The 18,625-nt window shown below is 60.8% G+C and carries 18 protein-coding genes; 14 read left to right on the top strand and 4 right to left on the bottom strand.

What is annotated here, in order from left to right; all coding sequences use genetic code 11:
• Positions 1–20 precede the first annotated feature (20 nt).
• Genes hutI through hutU form a run of 4 tightly spaced genes read left to right on the top strand, consistent with a single transcriptional unit; the run spans position 21 to position 5,228 of the window.
• On the top strand, positions 21–1,229 hold the full coding sequence (hutI, locus tag RMQ97_RS07660; protein ID WP_413660268.1) for an imidazolonepropionase: 1,209 nt from the start codon (positions 21–23) through the stop codon (positions 1,227–1,229).
• Positions 1,226–2,749, top strand: coding sequence for a histidine ammonia-lyase (gene hutH, locus RMQ97_RS07655; protein ID WP_413660267.1), 1,524 nt, complete (start codon positions 1,226–1,228; stop codon positions 2,747–2,749). The genes hutI and hutH overlap by 4 nt, the downstream gene beginning before the upstream one ends.
• Positions 2,749–3,561: an N-formylglutamate deformylase gene (hutG, locus tag RMQ97_RS07650; protein WP_413660266.1), complete on the top strand. Its 813-nt coding sequence runs from the start codon at positions 2,749–2,751 to the stop codon at positions 3,559–3,561. Before hutH ends, hutG begins: the two co-directional genes overlap by 1 nt.
• Positions 3,558–5,228: a urocanate hydratase gene (hutU, locus tag RMQ97_RS07645; protein WP_413660265.1), complete on the top strand. Its 1,671-nt coding sequence runs from the start codon at positions 3,558–3,560 to the stop codon at positions 5,226–5,228. The genes hutG and hutU overlap by 4 nt, the downstream gene beginning before the upstream one ends.
• A gap of 3 nt (positions 5,229–5,231) precedes the next feature.
• On the opposite strand, the gene RMQ97_RS07640 is transcribed toward hutU, so the two are convergent.
• Both RMQ97_RS07640 and RMQ97_RS07635 read right to left on the bottom strand, forming a co-directional pair.
• Positions 5,232–5,894, bottom strand: coding sequence for an HAD family hydrolase (locus RMQ97_RS07640; protein ID WP_413660264.1), 663 nt, complete (start codon positions 5,892–5,894; stop codon positions 5,232–5,234).
• 140 nt (positions 5,895–6,034) lie between these two features.
• Positions 6,035–6,898 (bottom strand): DUF5694 domain-containing protein, encoded by an 864-nt coding sequence (locus RMQ97_RS07635; RefSeq protein WP_413660263.1) that lies wholly within the window; start codon positions 6,896–6,898, stop codon positions 6,035–6,037.
• A 194-nt stretch (positions 6,899–7,092) separates the two neighbouring features.
• On the opposite strand from RMQ97_RS07635, the gene kbl reads away from it, so the two are divergent.
• The 9 genes from kbl to RMQ97_RS07590 all read left to right on the top strand — a co-directional run bounded on the left by kbl (position 7,093) and on the right by RMQ97_RS07590 (position 15,336).
• Positions 7,093–8,295 (top strand): glycine C-acetyltransferase, encoded by a 1,203-nt coding sequence (gene kbl / locus RMQ97_RS07630; protein ID WP_413660262.1) that lies wholly within the window; start codon positions 7,093–7,095, stop codon positions 8,293–8,295.
• Positions 8,296–8,489: 194 nt separating this feature from the next.
• Positions 8,490–9,668 (top strand): hypothetical protein, encoded by a 1,179-nt coding sequence (locus RMQ97_RS07625; RefSeq protein WP_413660261.1) that lies wholly within the window; start codon positions 8,490–8,492, stop codon positions 9,666–9,668.
• A 154-nt stretch (positions 9,669–9,822) separates the two neighbouring features.
• On the top strand, positions 9,823–10,980 hold the full coding sequence (locus RMQ97_RS07620; protein ID WP_413660260.1) for a hypothetical protein: 1,158 nt from the start codon (positions 9,823–9,825) through the stop codon (positions 10,978–10,980).
• A gap of 9 nt (positions 10,981–10,989) precedes the next feature.
• Positions 10,990–11,184 carry a hypothetical protein gene (locus tag RMQ97_RS07615; RefSeq protein WP_413660259.1) on the top strand — a complete coding sequence of 65 codons (195 nt, stop codon included), beginning with the start codon at positions 10,990–10,992 and terminating at the stop codon, positions 11,182–11,184.
• Positions 11,185–11,306: 122 nt separating this feature from the next.
• The gene (locus RMQ97_RS07610; protein WP_413660258.1) at positions 11,307–11,693 is read left to right on the top strand and encodes a membrane protease subunit; all 387 of its coding nucleotides are present in this window, start codon (positions 11,307–11,309) and stop codon (positions 11,691–11,693) included.
• A 370-nt stretch (positions 11,694–12,063) separates the two neighbouring features.
• Positions 12,064–12,735: a hypothetical protein gene (locus tag RMQ97_RS07605; RefSeq protein ID WP_413660257.1), complete on the top strand. Its 672-nt coding sequence runs from the start codon at positions 12,064–12,066 to the stop codon at positions 12,733–12,735.
• Between the two features lie 24 nt (positions 12,736–12,759).
• Positions 12,760–13,788, top strand: coding sequence for an L-threonine 3-dehydrogenase (gene tdh, locus RMQ97_RS07600; RefSeq protein ID WP_413660256.1), 1,029 nt, complete (start codon positions 12,760–12,762; stop codon positions 13,786–13,788).
• A 51-nt stretch (positions 13,789–13,839) separates the two neighbouring features.
• Positions 13,840–14,511: a nitroreductase family protein gene (locus tag RMQ97_RS07595; protein WP_413660255.1), complete on the top strand. Its 672-nt coding sequence runs from the start codon at positions 13,840–13,842 to the stop codon at positions 14,509–14,511.
• Positions 14,512–14,634: 123 nt separating this feature from the next.
• On the top strand, positions 14,635–15,336 hold the full coding sequence (locus RMQ97_RS07590) for a nitroreductase family protein (RefSeq protein ID WP_413660254.1): 702 nt from the start codon (positions 14,635–14,637) through the stop codon (positions 15,334–15,336).
• On the opposite strand, the gene RMQ97_RS07585 is transcribed toward RMQ97_RS07590, so the two are convergent.
• Together RMQ97_RS07585 and RMQ97_RS07580 are read right to left on the bottom strand one after the other, a co-directional pair.
• Positions 15,333–15,539, bottom strand: coding sequence for a superinfection immunity protein (locus tag RMQ97_RS07585; RefSeq protein ID WP_413660253.1), 207 nt, complete (start codon positions 15,537–15,539; stop codon positions 15,333–15,335). The two genes, RMQ97_RS07590 and RMQ97_RS07585, sit on opposite strands and share 4 nt — an antisense overlap.
• Before the next feature lie 193 nt (positions 15,540–15,732).
• Entirely contained in the window at positions 15,733–17,376 is a 1,644-nt protein-coding gene (locus RMQ97_RS07580; protein ID WP_413660252.1) for a long-chain-fatty-acid--CoA ligase, read from the bottom strand.
• Positions 17,377–17,532: 156 nt separating this feature from the next.
• Here RMQ97_RS07580 and RMQ97_RS07575 point away from each other — a divergent pair, with 156 nt between their 5' ends.
• Positions 17,533–18,525, top strand: coding sequence for a threonine/serine dehydratase (locus tag RMQ97_RS07575; RefSeq protein WP_413660251.1), 993 nt, complete (start codon positions 17,533–17,535; stop codon positions 18,523–18,525).
• Positions 18,526–18,625: the final 100 nt, after the last annotated feature.

Here is an 18,625-nt window from a genome sequence, read left to right as displayed (position 1 = left end):
AATTTGCCTAGGGGAAGACCATGCCATTTGACCGGGTTTTGACCGGAGCGCGACTGGCCTGCATGACGACGGGCGCAGCGCCTTACGGACAGGTCGACGATGCGGTTCTCGCTATTGAGGCGGGTCGGATCGCGTGGATTGGACCGGCGGACGCTTTGCCGAGTCCCGCCCTTCAGACCGATCATCTGGATGGTCGCTGGATAACCCCGGCGCTGATTGACTGCCATACCCATCTCGTTTTCGGCGGGAACCGGTCGGACGAGTTCGAACGACGGCTCAAGGGTGAAACCTATACTCAAATTGCACAGTCCGGTGGTGGAATAAACCGAACGGTTAAGGAGACGCGACGCTTGCCGGCCCTTCATCTGGCGGCAGACACCTTGCGTCGCCTGGAGACCTATACGGCAGAGGGTGTCGGGACCGTCGAGATAAAGACAGGGTATGGCCTCGATCGTGACAGCGAGCTGAACATGCTCAAGGCCATCCGGGCAGTCACGCATAGTGCGGATGTGCGGATTTGTGCAACCTTGTTGGCCGCTCATGCCATTCCCGTCGAATATGAGGGCCGGTCCGCCGACTATATCGACGAGGTCTGTATTCCCCTGGCGCGGCAAGCGGCCCAGGAGGGGCTGGCCGACGCCGTGGATGCCTATTGCGAGCGCATTGCCTTTTCGCCTGAGGAGACCCGGCGCCTTTTCATTGCCGCCAAGGCGGCCGGACTGCCGGTCAAACTGCATGCCGACCAGTTCTCCGATCTGGGCGGTGCGCGCCTGGTCGCCGAATTTGGGGGGCTGTCGGCCGATCACATCGAATACGCCTCGCGCGAAAGCATCGAGGCGATGGCCGCATCGGGCACGGTTGGCGTTATTTTGCCGGGCGCGTTTTACGCCACCCGGGAGACGCAGGCACCGCCGATTGAGTGGATGCGCGAACTGGGGGTGGATATGGCTGTGGCGACCGATGCCAATCCGGGCTCCTCACCCATGCTCTCCCTACTGACGGCCGCCAATATGGCCTGCGTCCTGTTCGGACTGACTGTGGAAGAAGCGCTCGCCGGAATCACACGCAATGCGGCCCGGGCCCTGGGACGTCACGATGAGATCGGCACGCTGGAAGTGGGCAAACAGGCGGATCTGGCCGTCTGGGACATTGAAGGTCCAGCGGATCTTGTTCAGTGGATCGGACACCGTCCGCTGCATGGCCGTTTGATGGCGGGAGAATGGGTATGAGTACGGTGATCACGATCCGCCCGGGGCAGATGACCCTGTCAGGCTGGCGGTCCATCTATCGCGGCGCGCCTATGGCGCTGGATGAGGCCTGCCGGGCCGGGGTCGATGCGTCGGCCCGCACGGTTCAGGACCTCATCGCATCCGGTGCAGCGGTGTATGGCCTCAATACCGGGTTCGGCAAGCTGGCGCAGACCCGGATCGCCGATGAGGAACTGGCCGTCCTGCAGACCCGGCTGGTACTCTCCCATGCCGCAGGTGTCGGCGAGGCCCTGCCGCGTCCGGTCGTGCGATTGATGATGGCGCTCAAACTCGCCAGCCTGGGACGCGGCGCGTCGGGCCTGCGCTGGACGACACTGAAAGCCCTCGAAGCGATGCTGCGGGCCGATGTCCTGCCGGTGATCCCGGCACGCGGTTCGGTCGGGGCGTCCGGGGATCTGGCCCCTCTGGCCCATATGTCCGCCGGTCTGATCGGGCAGGGCGAGGCGTTTCATGCGGGTGAGCGCATGAGCGCCCGGGACGCGCTGGCCAATGCGGGTCTGGCCCCCGTGGAACTGGGTCCGAAAGAAGGGCTCGCTCTGCTCAATGGTACGCAATGTTCCACGGCCCTGGCGCTAGCGGGCCTGTTTGAGGCCGAACAGGCCGCCCGCTCGGCAGTGCTCTCGGGTGCGCTGTCGCTGGACGCGGCCAAGGGATCGGTCGCGCCCTTTGATCCGCGCATTCACGATCTGCGCGGCCATGCCGGTCAGATCGATGTGGCGGCCAGCCTGCGCGGCCTGTTGACCGGCTCGGACATCCTCGACAGTCATAGTGGCTGCGAGAAGATCCAGGACCCTTACTGCCTGCGCTGCCAGCCCCAGGTGATGGGGGCCGTGTTCGACCTGTTGCGCCAGGCCGCGTCGACCCTCGACATTGAAGCCAATGCGGTCACGGATAATCCGCTGGTCTTCACCGATACGGGTGAGGCCATTTCGGGCGGGAATTTCCACGCCGAACCGGTGGCGTTTGCTGCGGACCAGATCGCGCTGGCTGTCTGCGAGATCGGCGCAATCAGCGAACGGCGGATTGCCCTGCTCACCGATCCTGCCGTGTCCGGACTGCCCGCCTTCCTGACGCCCAATCCGGGTATCAATTCAGGCTTCATGATCGCCCATGTCACGGCGGCTGCGCTGGTCAGCGAGAACAAACAGAAAGCCTATCCCGCTTCGGTCGATAGCATTCCAACCAGTGCCAATCAGGAAGACCATGTCTCCATGGCCACACATGGGGCCTATCGCCTGCTGCAGATGACGCAGAATCTGCGCGATGTGATTGCCGTGGAACTCCTGTGTGGGGCCCAGGGCGTGGATTTCCACAGCCCGCTGAAAACATCGCCAGCCCTGGAAACGGCCAAGGCCCGTTTGCGTCAGGACGTGCCGGTCTATGGTGATGATCGCTATTTTGCCGATGATATCCAGGCCGCCTCAGCCCTGATCGCGTCGGGGGAGCTGGTGGCGGATCTCGATCTGCCGGGCGTGACGTAATGGATGTCTACACGCTAAGCGCTGGCACCGGGCCGCTCGTGGTCTCGATGCCGCATTCCGGACTGGCTCTCTCGCCGGACCTGGAGTCACGCCTTTGCGACCAGGCCCGGGCGCTGCCGGATACGGACTGGCATATTCCGCAGCTTTACGAGTGTCTCGATGATCTCAACGCGTCAGTGATCCGCGCGAATTATTCGCGATATGTCGTTGATCTCAATCGGGATCCGTCGGGTAAATCGCTTTATCCCGGACAGGCGACGACTGGTCTTGTGCCGACGGAGTTTTTCGATGGCGCACCCCTCTATTTGGAGGGAGAGGGCCCGGACGCTGCCGAGATTGAGGCGCGCCGACGCGCCTATCACGCGCCCTATCATCAAGCCCTGTTGGACCGCATCGATCATGTTCGTGCCGTGCATGGTTATGCTGTCCTGTGGGACGCTCATTCCATCGCCAGCGTGGTGCCGCGCCTGTTCGAGGGGCGTTTGCCGGATCTCAATCTGGGCACCCATTCCGGCCAGTCCTGTGCGCCGGAGATCCAGGCCGCAGCCGAGGCCGCGATGGCGAACGCCACCGACTATGAGACGGTGTCCAATGGCCGGTTCAAGGGGGGCTGGATTACCCGCCATTACGGCCAGCCCGCGCATCATGTGCACGCCCTGCAAATGGAGATCGCCCAAATTGCCTACATGGCCGAGGGCGCGCCCTACACATTTCACGCCGACAAGGCCAACCGCCTGCGTCCCGTCCTGAAATCCATCCTCAAGGCCGCGCTCGATGCGGCGGCCCGCCTTTATGCCGGAGACCCGTCATGACCGCCTCCCGTCTCGATAACACCCGTCTCATCCGCGCCAAGCATGGTTCGGAACTCGATGCCCTCAACTGGGCGGCAGAAGCCCCGCTGCGCATGTTGATGAACAATCTCGATCCGGATGTCGCGGAAAAGCCGGAAGAGCTGGTTGTCTATGGCGGTATCGGTCGTGCGGCGCGGGACTGGGAGAGTTTCGACCGCATTGTGGCGACGCTGAAACGGCTCAAGGAAGACGAGACCCTGCTGGTTCAGTCGGGCAAGCCGGTCGGTGTGTTTCGCACCCACACAGATGCGCCGCGTGTCCTGCTTGCCAATTCCAATCTTGTGCCGGGCTGGGCGAACTGGGAGCATTTCCGCGAGCTGGATCAAAAGGGCCTGATGATGTACGGCCAGATGACGGCCGGATCGTGGATCTATATCGGCTCGCAGGGCATTGTGCAGGGCACGTATGAGACCTTTGTCGAGGCCGGGCGCCAGCATTATGACGGCGACCTCACCGGAAAATGGATCCTGACCGGCGGTCTGGGGGGGATGGGTGGAGCCCAGCCCCTTGCCGCGACCATGGCCGGAGCCTGTATGCTGGCGGTGGAATGTCAGCCGAGCCGGATCGAGATGCGGTTGCGCACCGGCTATCTGGACAAGCAAGCCACAGATCTCGACGAAGCCCTGGCGATGATTAAGGACGCCTGTGCCAAGGGGCAGGCGATTTCGGTGGGGTTATTGGGCAATGCGGCCGAGATCTTCCCCGAACTGGTCCGGCGCGGCGAACATCCTGACATGGTGACGGATCAGACGTCCGCCCATGATCCGGTCAATGGCTATCTGCCGCTGGGCTGGACACTCGAGGAGTGGGACGCCAAGCGTGAGCGCGCGCCGGATGAGGTGGCGGCGGCGGCCAAGGCCTCCATGGCGGTCCAGGTCCGGGCCATGCTGGAGTTCTGGAAACAGGGCGTGCCCACACTCGATTACGGTAATAATATCCGCCAGATGGCGCTGGATGAAGGGGTTGCCGACGCGTTCGATTTCCCCGGATTTGTCCCGGCCTATATCCGCCCGCTCTTTTGTCGCGGGATTGGTCCGTTCCGCTGGGCGGCCCTGTCCGGTGATCCCGAAGACATCTACAAGACCGATGCAAAGGTGAAGGAGCTGATCCCGGATAATCCGCACCTGCACCGCTGGCTCGACATGGCCAGGGAGCGCATTCACTTCCAGGGCCTGCCAGCGCGCATCTGCTGGGTCGGGCTGGGCGAGCGCCACAGGCTGGGACTGGCGTTCAACGAGATGGTCAAAAAGGGCGAGCTGTCTGCGCCGGTCGTGATCGGTCGCGATCATCTGGACAGTGGCTCGGTCGCCAGCCCCAACCGGGAAACCGAGGCGATGATGGACGGCTCAGACGCCGTCGCCGACTGGCCGCTGCTCAATGCATTGCTCAATACCGCATCCGGTGCGACTTGGGTGTCGCTCCACCATGGCGGGGGTGTGGGCATGGGCTATTCCATGCATTCCGGCCAGGTCGTGTTGGCCGACGGTACGGATGAGGCTGCCGCGCGTGTCGGGCGTGTCCTGTGGAATGATCCGGGTACTGGCGTGATGCGTCACGCGGATGCGGGATATGAGATCGCGAAGGCGTGCGCGAAAAAGCAGGGGCTGGATCTGCCGAGCGTGGACTAGGCGTCAGGCGCGCACCCGCGCAATGGCCTCCCTGACCGCGTGCAGATCGATCATCACAGCCTGACACAGGGCCCGGATATCGTCGGTGGGTTGAAGCAGGTCCGGGATCATCACGGTCTGGGTGCCTGCCGCATGGGCCGCGCGCACCCCGGTGAAACTGTCTTCCAGCGCCAGGCAGGCGCCCGGATCCATGCCCAGTGCGGCGGCAGCCGCGAGGAAGGGTTCGGGATGGGGTTTGCCATGGGTCACATCACTGCGTGTCACCAGGGCCTTGAGGTGCGGGAGGATGCCCGCGCGCGCCAGTCGGTCGGGAGCGTCGGGGCGTGAGGTGGATGTGGCGACGGCCATCGGGATCTGACGTGCGTTGAGCGCCTCGATCAATTCAAACACGCCCGGTTTGAGGGGAATGGCCTCGGCCATTTCCTGTTCGAGCAGATCATGCATCCTTGTATTATAGCGGGCGAAGGGAAAGTCCTCGCCCAGATCGGCGCGCATCACCGGCTCGCTTTCGGCATTGGGCACGCCGATCAGGCTGCGGTGCAAGGCCTCGCTCATCTCATATCCGAGCTCGCGACAAGCCTGCGTCATGACCTGTTTATAGAGGCATTCCGTGTCGATCAGCGTGCCGTCCATGTCGAAAATGACGGCGGAAAAGGCCTGGAGCATGATGCGTGATCCGGGGTGAGGGCTGTGCGGGCGGGAGGCGGAGATGGCGCGAGCGTCCGCGTCCTGTCAAGGATCAAAACGCCTCGCTGGAGACAGCAAACCCCGTTCGCTCGCACAGCCCGGTCCGCCCGCGCGATGCCCTAGTCCTCCGTGTTCAGACGATCGCTTGCCTCCTGGAGATAGGGCAGAACCGGTTCAAGCTCATATCCCGAGGCGCGGTCGACCAGCTCGCGCAGCCAGTGATTATGACCCGAGCCATAGATCACCACGACACGGTCGCCCGGCTGTGTCACCTGTTGCAGCTTGTTGAAGATCTTCGCATTGCGCAGGAACCAGCCGGCGGCGAGATCCGCTCCGGGCTGGGTTTCGCCGTCACCAAAGGCAATGATATCCCAGTAAAACTGGTCCATGCCCTCATCATCATTGCTCATGACGAGCAATTCCGGGATGGAGGCTGTGCGCTGGGCGGTCTCGAAGGCGGCGACCATGTCGGACATGTCCGCAATCGCCTGGAGGTCGGCCATGCGGCCGGTGGTTTCCGCATGCGCTGCCACGGCCCCAAACGGGAAATAGTCGGGCTCGTCTGCTGCGGGTTGTTCATCAATTGAATAGACCCGTTCGACGCCCGCGCTGTGGGCCAGGCGATAGCCGATCTGAACCGCTTCCTCGCGCACCTCGCCCAGCTGCTCCAGGGTGAACGTCTCGTAGGAGGTGTCCCGATAGGGCGGTGCCGCCTGGCGTTCGAGCGCGATCACTGTGGGCTGAAACTCCAGCAGCACCGTGTTCAGCATGGCCAGTTCGGCCTGGCGGCGATCGCTGAGCACATCATCGGCTTCCATATTGTTGAGATCCATCCCCGGATTGCCGAAATGATAGGTGCCCAGCACCATCACTGTAACAGGCTCGTCGGACTGCGCCTGAGCAGGTGCGGCCAGAACGGGCGCGGCCAGTAACGATGTGGACAGGAACAGGCTGGTGGCCAGAAGACGTGTGAACAAACGCATGGTGTTTCCCCAATCTTTGCCGGCGTCCCCGTGAGCGCCGGTCTACACAGTCTGGATGCGCTGACCCTTGCATTTGGATGCAGGCGGAGGTGTTGCGCGCAATACGGGCAAGGCCAAGTGCGTGCGCATCAGCGCTGGTCTTGGCGGCATAGCCGTCCTAGATAGGCGGTCAAACGTCTGACTCGGAGGCCCTTATGTCGTCTGGCTTTTATGATTTCCTGTCCCAAGAACTGCAGCAGATCGAGGCGGATGGTCTCTACAAGCGCGAGCGCATCATCACCTCGGAGCAGTTCTCCGAAATTGATGTGAATCAGGATGGCAGCGAGAGCCATGTGATCAATTTCTGCGCCAATAATTATCTGGGCCTGGCCAATCGTCCCGAACTGGTGGAGGCGGCCAAGGCCACGCTCGACACGCACGGTTTTGGCGTCGCATCCGTGCGTTTTATCTGCGGCACCCAGGATATCCACAAGGAGCTGGAAGCGCGCATTGCGGCCTTTGCCGGACAGGAGGACGCCATCCTCTATGCAGCGGCGTTCGACGCGAATGGCGGCGTGTTTGAGCCGTTACTGGGTCCGGAAGATGCGATTATCTCCGATGCCCTGAACCATGCATCCATCATCGATGGTGTGCGCCTGTGCAAGGCCAAACGCTATCGCTATGCCAATTCGGACATGAATGCCCTGGAAGATCAGCTCAAACAGGCCCGGGCTGATGGCTGTCGGCACATTCTGATCGTCACCGATGGCGTGTTCTCCATGGATGGTTATATCGCCAAACTGCCCGAGATTGTCGCTCTGGCCGAAAAATATGACGCACTGACCATGGTCGATGATTGCCATGCCCACGGCTTCATGGGCGCCAAGGGGCGCGGTACGGCGGAGCATTGCGGCGTGCTGGGCAAGATCGACATCATCACCGGAACGCTGGGCAAGGCGCTGGGCGGTGCCATGGGCGGTTTCACCGCGGCGCGCAAAGAAGTCATCGACATGCTGCGCCAGCGTTCGCGGCCCTATCTGTTCTCCAATTCCCTGGCTCCGTCGATTGTTGGCGCCTCCCTCAAGGCGCTTGACATGGTCGAGGCCGGCGATGATCTGCGGGCCCGCCTGTTCGACAATGCGGCGCGCTTCCGAACGGGGATGAGCGAGGCCGGATTTGATCTTCTGCCGGGTGAGCACCCGATCATTCCGGTCATGCTGGGTGATGCGGCTCTGTCGCAGCAAATGGCGTCCAAGCTGATGGATGAGGGGGTTTATGTGATCGGCTTCTTCTATCCGGTTGTGCCCAAGGGTCAGGCCCGCATCCGCACGCAGATGTCAGCAGCGCATACGCCGGAGATGATTGACCGCGCCGTGGCCGCCTTCACCAAGGTGGGCAAGGAGCTGGGGGTCATCTGACCCCACACGGACTTAGGGGCGGGACAGACCGCCCCACATTCCCCCCAATTTCTCCGCGTGATCGCCGTTTTGGGTCTCGAAAATTCTCCCGTCCTGGGAGAATATGCATCTGTTTGATCGCTTGGGGGCATCAACAGCTTCGTACACCTTCTTCGTATGGATGGCCCATACAGGTTTGCAAGCGGGGGACCGGCATGACCGACACTGATATCGCACCATCATCCAGCGCGCGTCCATCGGACGAGATGCTGCCTTTTCTCAACAATTTCCACGACATCTTCACCACGATCGGGGTTTTGATCCTGCTGGGCGGCATCAGCCTGGGTATCGGCCAGGTGATGGGCACGCTCAATTTGCCTGAAGGTGAGATCAGCTGGCAGCTGGCCCTGATGGGGCTGATCGCCGGAGCCACAGTGCTTGTCTGGCTGCTCTCGGCCCTTCTTGTCGGCAAGCAGCGCCGGATCTTGCCGGGCATTGTTCTGGCGGGCGCCTTCATGTTCGCCTGCACAATCTTGCTGGTGTGGGGATATACACAAATCCTGGTGCAGGGCCTGGGGCTGGAAGAGGGGGCTGTCGAGGCCGCCTTTGAAGCCGCCGAAGGCATGGAGTTTGGACGTCCGGCCGTGGCCGCCGTGACCTCGCAACTGCCCTGGTCCATTCGCCTGATCCCGGTGATCGCTGCGCTGGCCGCCTTTCTGCCGGCCTTCCTCTATTACCGCCAATTCCGTCTGCCCTTCGCAGGTGGCCTGTCCGGCGTGGGTCTTGTGGGCCTGGCTGTGGCCATCGCCTTCACGATCGAGCCCTATACCGTTGCGCTGTATCTGCCGACCGTGAATGTGCTGGCCGGTCTGGGACTGTTGATCGCTGGAATCGTCTTTGATGCCCGTGACCCGGCCCGCGAAACCCGTCTGGCCGGAACGGCGTTCTGGCTGCATTTCTTTGCGGCGCCTATCCTTCTGAGCGCGGTGGTGAATGTCACGCAGATGGGCTGGTCTTTCAAAGGGTTCGATGTGGACAATCCGGAGGCCGTCAACATGTTTGCCGCCATGGCCGCAAATGATGACCGCGCCGCCTCGCTGGCCATGACCGCACTGGCCGTGATCGGTGTGTTTGCGCTGGTCTCGCTGTTGATCAATCGCCGCGCCCTGATTGTGTCCGGTCTTTTGACGGCGGGATTGTCGATCGCGGTTCTTGTCAACGCCGCCGGTCTGGGTGCCGGCGCCATGATTGCCGTGACCTTGCTGGTGCTCGGCGCCGTGGTCGTGGTGCTGGGAGCCGCGTGGAACCCGATCCGCTCGGTTCTGCTGGCGCCTTTCCCGAGCGAAGGTCCGCTTGCGCGCCTCTTCCCGCCGGTCTCCGCCCGCGAAGGATAGGCCCGGTCAAAAAGGCTGATGTCAAAGGTTGTGCGGGGGTCTGTTGCCCTCGCACCACACGGCAGGCGAAAAGGTTAACAATATTAACCAAAACTTTTGACGCCCGTCGAAACACATGCCCCCATGCGCCCAAAGCGTATGGGGGTGCGTAGTTATGAATTTGCTTCGATTGACCGCTGCCGGTCTTTTCTTTGGTCTTCTGGCCGCTGTGGCCTGGATTGCCTTTTCTCAACACATTGATGCCCAGGTGCTGACGCTTGCGGGCGAACAGGCCAATGTTGAGGACCGGGGTGCGGCCGGTGATTTTCTCAATGTGAAGATCGGATTGCCGATTGCTGCCATCGGAGCGGTGGCCGGTGTTGTCATCACACTGTTCGCCGGCTTGCTGGCCTACAGGCAGGGCGATGTGGATGTCATGCGCTTTGTGGAAGAGAGCATCACGCCCGCTTTGAACCTGCAGAGTAACCTGGCTCGACAGCTATCCTACACGCTGACGCTCTCGCGTCGGTGCTGGCACTGTGCCCATAGCTATTTTGACGCTCAGAACCTCAGTGAGCGAACCGCCCAAGAGCGACAAGAAAAAGAAGACGAGGTAGCGAGGGCAAAAGCCAGTTTCGATGGGGAATTTGCAAAGGCGCGAACGGCCATCCAGGGTGTATTGCGGTCGCTGCGTGATGCTGATGAAAACATGTATGCCAGCAAGCTTCTGCGTGAACAGATCCGCGGCATTCCGGCGAGCCGCGACATGGTGCGGTATCTCATGGACTACGTGCCGGAGAAATCGGTGCTGCGTGCAAACATTTATCCGCACGACCTGATCTACAGCATCAATAATCTCGAGCGTTTCGGGGATGAATCCGATTTCGACGAAGCATTGCGGGCTTATGCCCAATTGCCTGTCGGAGACACGGATATCGAGTATCTGGGCTATTTGCTGTTCCGCTGGTATCTGCGAGTGGATGAGCCCATCCCGGTCAAGGGCGGACAGATCGAAGTGTTCACCCTGAATGTGGGCGCGGCGCTGTTGATGTCGCTTTATGAGCTTTTGCCCAACAAGACCGTGGCGTTGCGACTGTTCAACGAGATTTTTGGCGGTCGTTCAGATGTCGCCCGACGCATTTTGCGGGTGGCTGGACCGAGCCGGGAACAGGTCGCCACACAACGTCTCCAGGACGCCATGGAAGAACAGTTCCAAAATCCCAGCCACTTGATCACCGTGGGTATCAGGGACAAGAATGGCTATCTCGATTGGAAGTATTATGATCGCAAGGTTCATGGCGCCATCCCGCCGGGCCATATGTTGAGCGAATAGGAATCCATCATGCTTGAATCCCGAGAAGAAAAGAAACAGCGTGTTCTGTCGGCTTTGGCCAAGAAGGCCTCGAAGGGGCAGGACGTGGCCGAAGGGGATCTGGGCAAGGACCAGATTCCGCCGGAAGACCAGGTGGACGCGCCCGAGGCGAGCGATGCGAGCCGATCAGACTGGAGCGGCAATACCTCAAACAAGCGCGTTTGATCGCCCCGGATTCGTCCCGACAGGATCCCGCTTTAACCGTCACATACTCTGGCTAGACTTCTGATGGATGGCTGACGACGCTCATGGGGGGCGCGTGCGGCCTTTGATGTCAGGAGGCTATCATGAAGCTTGGAAGCGTTCTTGTTCTGATCGGTGTTGTTCTGGCCATTCTGGGGGGTCTGCTGTGGGGTCTGCCGATTTATGGCGTCTGGCAGCAGGAGCTCGCCGGACGGGCTGAACTGGTTCGTGCGGAACAAAACCGCCGCATCGCTGTTCTCGAAGCCCAGGCCCGCCTGGAAGCCGAGGAATTGAATGCCGCCGCCGAAGTCGCCCGGGCCCGCGGTGTGGCCGAAGCCAATGCCATTGTGGCTGAAGGGCTGGGCGGACCGGAAGGATATTTGCGGTATCTGTGGATCCAGTCGCTGGGCGAGAACGGTCAGGACGTGATCTATATTCCCACCGAGGCCGGCCTGCCCATTCTGGAAGCCAGCCGCCCTCTGCAGGATTAAGCCCACGCCCTTTCGCCCGGGCTGGCGGTTCGGACCCCACCGGTCTCAGGCAGCGGCGCTCTTCGGAGCGCCGTTCTTTTTTGGTCATTAATCATGGGCATCACGGACTGTCTGCCGGCAGGCGATTAATCTGTGTGTTCAAGACAGGGTGTGCAGACAGTCCATGACCCGGTGAAGCCGATTAAGCCGGGCGGATAGGAAGCTCGTATACCGATCGACAGCGTCACCCTGAACAGGCTGTGGTGTGCACCCGATCGCGCGTTCAGTGAGGGAAGTGTAAGCGATCACAACGCCCGGAGGATAAGTCTGGTATTCTCGCTTTGAGTTTGGTCGAATTAAACTAAGTCTCGATCCCGGGAGGAGATTGGTAATGGTGCGTATCTGTTTCGGGATCAGTCTGGCGCTGGCGCTCGCGGTGATCGTGTTGAGCTTGCTCATGGGCGGGAATCCGCCACTGGGCGATATGCCGATGAAACCCGGCTTTGCCACGCCGATACTGGCACTCGAATTTGCCCAGACCCAGGCCGAGCTTGATTTTATCCGCGGTGCCGCCGCCGCCGCACTGCGCGATCATTTGCGGACCATTCAGTATTGGGATCAATTCTTCCCCTTCGCCTATGCCGGCATGGCCATTGCGCTCATGCTGGCCCTGGGGCTGCGTGGTCAGCGTCTGGCCTGGCTGGCTCTGGGATTTGCCGTGCTTGTCATCCCCGCGGACTGGATGGAGAATAATGTCCTCAACCTGTTGATCGCGGATGCGGAAGCGGGGGAGGTCTCGTCCGACCGACGATTGCGGGCCCTGCACGCCCATACCTGGATCAAATGGGCAGCCATCGCGGTGTATGGTTGGTTGTCCGGCCTGGTATTTTGGCTGGATCGGCACCGGATCGAGGCCTTGATGGTCTGGCCGGGTGTGCTGTCCATTGTGATCGTCTGGGTCACCGATTCCAGTGGCCTCGCGGCAGAAGTGATGAGCGTGCTGATGATTCCGTTCATGTTGGCTTTTCCTGTCGCCGCAATCCGCTATCTTGCACAAAAATAGTCGAGATTATGTGCGGGGAGCGCCATGAAAGCCCTGGTTAAAGCCAAAGCGGAAGAAGGTCTGTGGTTGGACAATGTGCCTGAGCCGCAGATCGGACCGGATGATGTCCTGATCAAGATCCGCAAGACCGCGATCTGCGGGACGGATATCCATATCTATAACTGGGACGACTGGGCCGCGAAAAATGTCCCGGTGCCCATGGTTGTCGGACATGAATATGCCGGTGAGATCGTGGATCTGGGCGCCAATGTCACGCGGGTCAAGGTGGGGCAGCGCGTGTCGGGTGAGGGACATGTGGTCGGCGATGCCAGCCGTGCGGTGCGGGCCGGCCGTTTCCATCTGGATCCGGAAACCAAGGGGATCGGCGTGAATGCGCCGGGGGCGTTTGCGGAATATCTCTGCCTGCCGGCGTTCAATGTCGTGCCTTTGCCCGATGCGATCCCTGACGAGATGGGCTCGATCCTCGACCCGCTGGGCAATGCCGTCCACACGGCGCTCAAATATGATCTGATCGGCGAGGATGTTCTGATCACCGGGGCGGGTCCGATCGGCATTATGGCCGCCGCTATTGCCCGCCATGTCGGCGCACGTCATGTCGTGTTGACCGATATCAACACCCACCGTCTCCACCTCGCCAGCCAGGTCGCGCCGAATATCCGCACCGTGGACGTTTCAAAAGAGGATCTGTCGGACGTGATGGCCGAGCTCAATATGAGTGAAGGGTTTGATGTGGGACTGGAAATGTCCGGCGCTCCGCAGGCCTTCGACACCATGCTCGACAAGATGATCATGGGCGGCAAGATCGCCATGCTCGGCCTGCCGGCCAAACCCGTGCCTGTGGATTTCGGCAAGCTTGTCCTCAAAGCCATTCGGCTGGACGGGATTTATGGCCGGGAGATGTTCGAGACCTGGTACAAGATGATCGCCATGCTGGAGAGCGGACTGGACGTCTCGCGCATCATCACACATCGGTATCCGGCCGATGAGTTTCAGAAAGGCTTTGACGCCATGCGTTCGGGTAAATCCGGCAAGGTCGTCCTCGACTGGAACTGATCGTTCTGTTTGATCCTGGAGGTAACGCCCGGTCAGGGGCGGGGAATCACTATGACTGATAAACGCGTGCCGCTTGAAAACTATGTCGAATATCCCGGACCGGACATGCTGTCGCGCATCACGGCGTTCACCGCCGATCTGAAACGCCGTCGGTCAGTGCGCGATTTTGATAATCGCCCCGTCGATGACGCGGTGATCCACGCAGCGATTGACGCAGCGGGCTCCGCACCATCCGGCGCCAATCACCAGCCCTGGCATTTCGCGGTCATCCAGGATCCGGTCAAGCGCCGGGCCCTGCGCGAGGCCGCCGAAGCCGAGGAACGCGCCTTTTATGAGGGCAAGGCGGGTGAAGAATGGCTCGATGCACTCGCCCCGCTGGGCACGGATGCCAGCAAGCCCTTTCTGGAACACGCGCCCGTCATTATCGCCATTTTCGCGCAAAAGCGCGGCGGTGTGACCGTCGAGGAAAGTCGCAAGAATTACTACATCAATGAGAGTGTCGGCATTGCCTGCGGTTTCATGCTGGCGGCGCTGCATCAGGCCGGTCTGGTGACATTGACCCACACGCCCAATCCGATGCGTTTTCTCAACACGGTCTGCGAGCGGCCTGCGGACGAGAAGGCCTTCATGCTGATTGTGGCAGGCTATCCGGCGCCGAACGCCACGGTGCCCGAACACGCCCTGATCAAGAAATCGCTGGACGATATCTCCAGCTGGATCTGACCCGCCACGTCGAATTGGTTAGCGATAACATGCTTTAAGCCACCATACGTCTATACCCGTAGAGACGTTGTTAAACTCTCCGGGGTATTCCTGCGTCATGGTGATGGGTGGTTGAGGTGTGATGTGAGCCAGCTGGATGCCCTGGGCGGCGGACGAAATCTGAACTTGGACATCCCCAGTCCGGGGGATGAGGGGCGTGTAGCCGCTGCGCAGTCGTTGCAACGCGAAATGGCCACCCGGCGCTCGATCCGGGCCTTCTCCGATCAGGCTGTACCCAAAGAGGTTATTCGTTCAGCGCTGGAAATTGCTGTGGCGGCCCCCAGCTCGGCCAATCGGCAAGCCTGGCGGTTTGTCGCCATTTCAGATCCTGATATTCGCCGCACGGTTCGCGAACTGGCGGAGGCAGAGACCCGCGATTTTCTGCATACACACGGTCATAAATCCTGGATGAGCGGAACCAACCCCTATTGGCGCTCAAGCTCGCGTGCCCATCTGGAAGAGGCACCCTGGATGATTGCGGTGTTTGATCGTGAGCCCAAGGATGCAGAAGAAGTGCTGCGCCAACATCTGATGACACGTGAGAGCGCCTGTATTGCCACCGGTTTTCTGGTCAGCGCGCTTCACCTGATGGGGTTGGGCACGCTGGTGCATGGCCCGGCTGCGTCGGACTATCTTGAGGAGGTGGCCACCGATGATGAGGGGGAGCGCCTGGCGCTGCTCGTCCTGGTCGGCCATCCGCGCGAGGATGAGGGCGAGACAACGCCCGCCTTTACCCCCAAAAAACCCTTTCACTCGGTCGCCAGCATCCTGGACGGTGATCGCTAGCTGGCGTGATACCGTCGACGTTTGGCAGTGAAGGACCAGATCAGGGCGACGATCCAGCCAATGCCGGTCCAGCCGAGCAGGAGATTGGTCAGAAAGATCGCGAACGTATTGTGATGGCCGCGGATCAACGCGATCAGCGTGGGCAGAAAGCCGAAAATCAGTCCGGCCAGCGCGACTTCAGGACCCATGATGTAAACTTCCATAATTCATCACCTTATCGATTTTCGATAAGTTACGAGGTCTGGCGACAGGCTTCAAGTCGTCATGGGTGGGATTTTCGACTGTTCGGTCCCGCTTTGCCATGTCTCGGTAAGGTCGAAAGCTGGCGCAGTTTTGAGCCAAACGAAAACCCCGGCCACGATGGGCCGGGGTGTCCTGGTGCTTTAAAAGGCCAGATCAGGCGTCGACATTGGGGAATTCATACCCCGCATAGATCTCGCGCAGCTTGGTCTTGAGGATTTTGCCGGTCGCACCAATCGGCATTTCATCGATGAATTCGATGGCATCCGGCAGCCACCACTTGGCCACTTCATTCTTGAGATAGTCTAGGATGGATTGCGGATCGGGCTCCGCGCCCTCCTTGAGCTGGACGATGAGCAGCGGGCGTTCCTGCCATTTGGGATGAGGCATGCCCACCGCAGCTGCCATAGCGACATCAGGGTGCCCCATGGCCGCGTTTTCCAGATCGATGGAGGAGATCCATTCGCCACCGGATTTGATGACGTCCTTGGAGCGGTCCGTGATGGTCATATAGCCATCCCCGTCGAGATGAGCGACGTCGCCCGTCTTGAACCAGCCATCATCGGTGAAACTGTCCGCGCCGGCCCCGCGGTAATAGGCCGATGCAATCCACGGTCCACGGACGTGGACATGGCCGGAGGACTGGCCGTCCCAGGGCAATTCCTGGCCTTCATCATCAACGATGCGCATGCCGACACCAAAGACCAGACGGCCCTGTTTCAGCTTGATCTTGACCTCTTCCTCACGGTCCAGCGCATCATGCTTGGGCAGGGCGGCATTGACAGTGCCCAGCGGGCTCATTTCCGTCATGCCCCAGCCTTGCTGCATGATCACATCATACTTGTCCTCATAGGCGCGCAGGAGGGCTTCGGGCAGGGCAGAGCCGCCGATCAGCACGCGTTCAATCGTGTCGATGCGATTGCCGCTTTGCTCCAGATACTGCAGCAGGCCGAGCCAGACCGTGGGCACACCGGCGACGTAATTGACTGTCTCGCTTTCAATCATCGCATGGATGGAGGGTCCATCAAGCTGTGCGCCCGGCATGACCAGTTTCGCCCCGTTCATCAAGGCGGCGTAGGGAATGCCCCAGGCATTGACGTGGAACATCGGTACGACAGGCATCAGATTGCCCCGCGCGCCCACACCGATCACGTCCGAGGCGGAGCAGGCCATGGCGTGGAGCACGCTGGAGCGATGGGAGTAGAGCACGCCTTTGGGATCACCTGTAGTGCCAGACGTGTAACACAGGCCCGCCGCCGTATATTCGTCAAACACCGGCCAGTCATACCGTGTGTCCTGCTTGGCGATGAGGCTTTCATAATCGCGCGATTTGGTCTTGGCCGCGTCGAGATGGGTCTCGTCCGTCAGCATGATCCAGTTCTTCACCGATTTGGCGTGAGCGGCGATTCCGTCGATCAGCGGGGCGAACGTCTTGTCGTAAAACACCGCCTTGGCCTGGGCATGGTCGAGCATCCAGATCAGCTGGCGCGGATCAAGGCGCGGATTGACGGTGTGAACCACAGCGCCCATGCCGGAGATGGCATAATAGAGTTCCAGGTGACGATGCGTGTTCCACGCAATCGTGGCGACCCGGTCGCCTTCCTTGATCTTCAGATCCTTGATCATCGCATTCGCGAGCTGACAGGACCGCTCATGGGTGGTGGCATAGGTCTGGCGATGAATCTCGCCGGTTTCGGGAAGCCGGGTCACGACTTCCTGTTCGCCATGGCATTTGGCGGCGTGGACGAGAATGTCCGAAATCATCAACGGACAATCCATCATATGGGCGCGCAAGGTCATGTATCTCCCCTTTATCTTCTGACGCGGCGGGTTGTCCCGCTCTTCGCTCTCTCCATGAAAAAGCCATCCGGCTCACAGCGCAATCCCTTTGATCCATCTGGTCAAAGGGATTATCGCTCAACTCCCGGTGTCTTCCAGTGTGGAGTTATGGTTCGAATGCTCGCAGTTTCCACTTCAATCCCGACGTTTGAGGACGTTCAAGACGCCGCACGACAGATCCAGGCCGAGGCCGTGCGCACGCCGCTCTTGCGTCATGACCGCCTGGATGAGGCCGTGGGTGGCCGGGTTTTTATCAAGGCTGAAAACCTGCAACGCACCGGGTCCTTCAAGTTTCGCGGGGCCTATAACCGGATTTCCCGCCTGACACAGGACGAAAAATCACGCGGCATCATGGCCTATTCCTCGGGCAATCATGCCCAGGGTGTGGCCGCTGCCGCGAAACGGGTCGGAACCTCGGCCAAGATCCTGATGCCGGCAGATGCGCCTGCGTCCAAGGTCGACGGGGTGAGGTTTTACGGCGGCGAGGTCATTGCCTATGACCGGGCGCGGGAGAATCGCGAAGCCATCGGTGCCGAGATCGCCGAGCGGGAAGGCCGGATACTGGTTCCGCCTTATGAGGACCCGTATATCATGGCCGGGCAGGGCACGGCGGGTCTGGAGGCCTGTGAGCAATTGGCCGAGCAGGGCGTACGTGCTGACCTTGTGGTGTGCTGTGCAGGGGGCGGCGGTCTCATTGCCGGTGTGGGCCTGGCCTTCAAGGCCTTGCAGCCCGAGGCGCGTATTTTTTCTGCCGAGCCTGAAGGCTTTGATGATCACCGACGCTCTCTCGAATCCGGCACACGTCAGCGCAATAGCCGGCTGTCCGGATCGATCTGTGATGCCATCCTGACGCCTGAACCCGGTTCCATGACCTGGCAGCTCAATCAGAAACAGCTGAGCGGCGGGGTGGCTGTGAGCGATGAGCAGGTATTGGAGGCGATGGCCTTTGCCTGGCGTCATTTCAAACTGGTGGTGGAACCGGGCGGGGCTGCGGCTCTGGCCGGATTGCTTTCCGGTGAACTCGATGCAAAAGGCCGCACCAGCTGTGTCCTGGTCACGGGCGGCAATGTGGATCGTGAGATCTTTGCCCGGGCGCTGGACCTCGCCTGATCCCGCATCAGCCCGGCTGTCACGGTCGGAACTAGGAGCGATCCCAATAGGGGGCGCCATTGCGCCCCCTGTCGAGGATTTTGATTATCCGGACATCAAA

The organism is Maricaulis sp. D1M11 (assembly GCF_047308265.1).
Classification (GTDB): domain Bacteria; phylum Pseudomonadota; class Alphaproteobacteria; order Caulobacterales; family Maricaulaceae; genus Maricaulis.
The sequence above is the reverse complement of the archived record's forward strand: the minus strand, read 5'-3'. Positions and strand labels throughout refer to the sequence as shown.